The 283-nt window shown below is 44.5% G+C and carries 1 protein-coding gene; it reads left to right on the top strand.

What is annotated here, in order from left to right:
* On the top strand, positions 1-283 hold a 283-nt coding region (locus tag A3712_RS06945), incomplete at both ends, for a phage protein (protein WP_157618717.1).

Genomic DNA, 283 nt, shown 5'->3' with positions numbered 1-283 from the left:
ACCGGCTTTACGCATGGTGCCGTTAGCTGTGATGTTGAATATGAGTTGGACTTAAACAACTTCCGTAAGTTACAGCAAAAGGCAAGAGAAGCAGGTAGCTGGCGTGGTATCAAGCCTCACGATTGCATGTTCTATGCAAATACAGGTGCCGATGAAGACAAAGTTGAGTTGTTCGGTGTGAAGCTTCAAATCTCTGATCTACTTAGTGTCGATCCTAACAGCAGTGATAAGACCAAACGCAAACTGAAAGGTTTTGTAACGAGTCCGCACTTTGTTCGCATCA

It is taken from the genome of Vibrio sp. HI00D65, assembly GCF_001635455.1.
Classification (GTDB): Bacteria; Pseudomonadota; Gammaproteobacteria; order Enterobacterales; family Vibrionaceae; genus Vibrio.
This window is presented reverse-complemented; position numbering and strand designations above follow the sequence as displayed.